Source organism: Asaia siamensis (genome assembly GCF_014635085.1).
Classification (GTDB): Bacteria; Pseudomonadota; Alphaproteobacteria; order Acetobacterales; family Acetobacteraceae; genus Asaia; species Asaia siamensis.
The window spans coordinates 2501-5308 of the sequence record NZ_BMCH01000013.1; the positions used below are offsets into that span (position 1 = coordinate 2501).

1 tRNA gene and 2 rRNA genes (1 of these 3 running past the window's edge) are annotated in these 2808 nt (G+C 55.0%); all 3 read left to right on the forward strand.

From position 1 onward, the window contains the following. Nucleotides 1-2472: ribosomal RNA gene (locus tag IEV53_RS14675) — 23S ribosomal RNA — on the forward strand; it begins 269 nt to the left of the window's first position. Between the two features lie 113 nt (nucleotides 2473-2585). Next, nucleotides 2586-2700: ribosomal RNA gene (rrf, locus tag IEV53_RS14680) — 5S ribosomal RNA — on the forward strand. 31 nt (nucleotides 2701-2731) lie between these two features. Continuing rightward, nucleotides 2732-2808, forward strand: a tRNA-Met gene (locus tag IEV53_RS14685).

Sequence of the window (2808 nt, forward strand, 5' to 3'; positions counted from 1 at the left end):
TCATTGTGAAAGAAGCAGAACGGTCTGGAAAGTCCGGCGATAATGGGTGATAGCCCCGTATGCGTAGTGTTCATGATGGTTCTCGAGTAGGGCGGGGCACGTGAAACCCTGTCTGAACATGGGGGGACCACCCTCCAAGCCTAAATACTCCCTGATGACCGATAGTGAACAAGTACCGTGAGGGAAAGGTGAAAAGCACCCCGATGAGGGGAGTGAAAGAGACCTGAAACCGGATGCCTACAAGCAGTCGGAGCCTCTTATGGGGTGACGGCGTACCTTTTGTATAATGGGTCAGCGAGTTTCTGTTTGCAGCGAGCTTAAGCCGGTAGGTGTAGGCGTAGCGAAAGCGAGTCTGAATAGGGCGAATGAGTTGCTGGCAGAAGACCCGAAACCGAGTGATCTAGCCATGGCCAGGCTGAAGGTGCGGTAACACGCACTGGAGGGCCGAACCCACGCCTGTTGAAAAAGTCGGGGATGAGCTGTGGCTAGGGGTGAAAGGCCAATCAAACTCGGAGATAGCTGGTTCTCCGCGAAATCTATTGAGGTAGATCGTCACGTATTGCCCTCGGGGGTAGAGCACTGGATGGGCTAGGGGGACCCAAAGTCTTACCAAACCTAACCAAACTCCGAATACCGAGGAGTATGAGCGTGGCAGACAGACAGTGGGTGCTAAGGTCCATTGTCGAGAGGGAAACAGCCCAGACCACCAGCTAAGGCCCCCAAATCGTGGCTAAGTGGGAAAGGATGTGGGGATTCCAAAACAACCAGGAGGTTGGCTTAGAAGCAGCCATCCTTTAAAGAAAGCGTAATAGCTCACTGGTCTAATAGAAACCCTGCGCCGAAAATGTAACGGGGCTCAAGCCACGTGCCGAAGCTGTGGGTGCATATCTTTGATATGCGCGGTAGCGGAGCGTTCCGTAGGTCTGCGAAGGAGACGGGGTGACCCTCTCTGGAGATATCGGAAGTGCGAATGCTGACATGAGTAGCGACAAACAGTGCGAGAAACACTGTCGCCGAAAGTCCAAGGGTTCCTGCGCAAGGTTAATCCACGCAGGGTGAGCCGGCCCCTAAGGCGAGGGCGAAAGCCGTAGTCGATGGGAACCAGTTGAATATTACTGGGCCTGCCAGAAGTGACGAATGCGATATGTTGTCTGGTCTTATTGGATTGACCAGGCTTTTGGAGCATTCCAGGAAATAGCTCTGGCGTATAGACCGTACCCGAAACCGACACAGGTGGACTGGTAGAGAATACCAAGGCGCTTGAGAGAACGATGCTGAAGGAACTAGGCAAATTACTTGCGTAACTTCGGGATAAGCAAGACCCGTCTCTGGGCAACCAGATGCGGGTGGCACAGACCAGGGGGTAGCGACTGTTTAGTAAAAACACAGGGCTGTGCGAAGTCGAGAGACGACGTATACGGCCTGACGCCTGCCCGGTGCCGGAAGGTTAAGAGGAGATGTGCAAGCATTGAATTGAAGCCCCGGTAAACGGCGGCCGTAACTATAACGGTCCTAAGGTAGCGAAATTCCTTGTCGGGTAAGTTCCGACCTGCACGAATGGCGTAACGACTTCCCCACTGTCTCCAGCATCGACTCAGCGAAATTGAATTCCCCGTGAAGATGCGGGGTACCCGCGGTCAGACGGAAAGACCCTATGAACCTTTACTGCAGCTTTGCAGTGGCATCAGAGACATCCTGTGTAGGATAGGTGGGAGGCTATGAAACCGAGGCGCCAGCTTCGGTGGAGCCGTCCTTGAAATACCACCCTGAATTTTTCTGATGTCTAACCGAGACCAGTCTAGCCTGGTCCGGGACCCTGCATGGTGGGCAGTTTGACTGGGGCGGTCGCCTCCCAAAGTGTAACGGAGGCGCGCGATGGTGGGCTCAGGTCGGTCGGAAACCGACTGTCGAGTGCAATGGCATAAGCCCGCCTGACTGTGAGAGTGACAGCTCGAACAGAGACGAAAGTCGGCCATAGTGATCCGGTGGTCCCACGTGGACGGGCCATCGCTCAACGGATAAAAGGTACTCTAGGGATAACAGGCTGATCTCCCCCAAGAGTCCACATCGACGGGGAGGTTTGGCACCTCGATGTCGGCTCATCACATCCTGGGGCTGGAGCAGGTCCCAAGGGTTCGGCTGTTCGCCGATTAAAGTGGTACGTGAGCTGGGTTTAGAACGTCGTGAGACAGTTCGGTCCCTATCTGCCGTGGGTGTATGAGACTTGAGAGGATTTGTCCCTAGTACGAGAGGACCGGGATGAACATACCTCTGGTGTACCGGTTGTCGCGCCAGCGGCACAGCCGGGTAGCTAAGTATGGACGGGATAACCGCTGAAAGCATCTAAGCGGGAAACCCACCTCAAAACTAGGTCTCACAGGGCCGTGAAAGACCATCACGTCAATAGGCCGGGTGTGGAAGCGTGGTAACACGTGAAGCTAACCGGTCCTAATCGCCCATATCGCTCACACAACGCTCTCCAAGAGAGCATACACATGCATAGCAATCATCCACGCAAAACATCATCATACAACACACACACCAACCTCCCACACCGACACACAGTTGTCGGGTGGATCAGAAGACCTGGTGGCTATGGCGGGAGACTTCCACCCGATCCCATCCCGAACTCGGACGTGAAACGCCCCAGCGCCTATGATACTGCATCTTAAGATGCGGAAAAGTCGGTCGCCGCCAGGTCCCCTGATCCACCCCACAAAAACACCACCCCCGCGGGGTGGAGCAGCCCGGTAGCTCGTCAGGCTCATAACCTGAAGGCCGCAGGTTCAAATCCTGCCCCCGCAACCA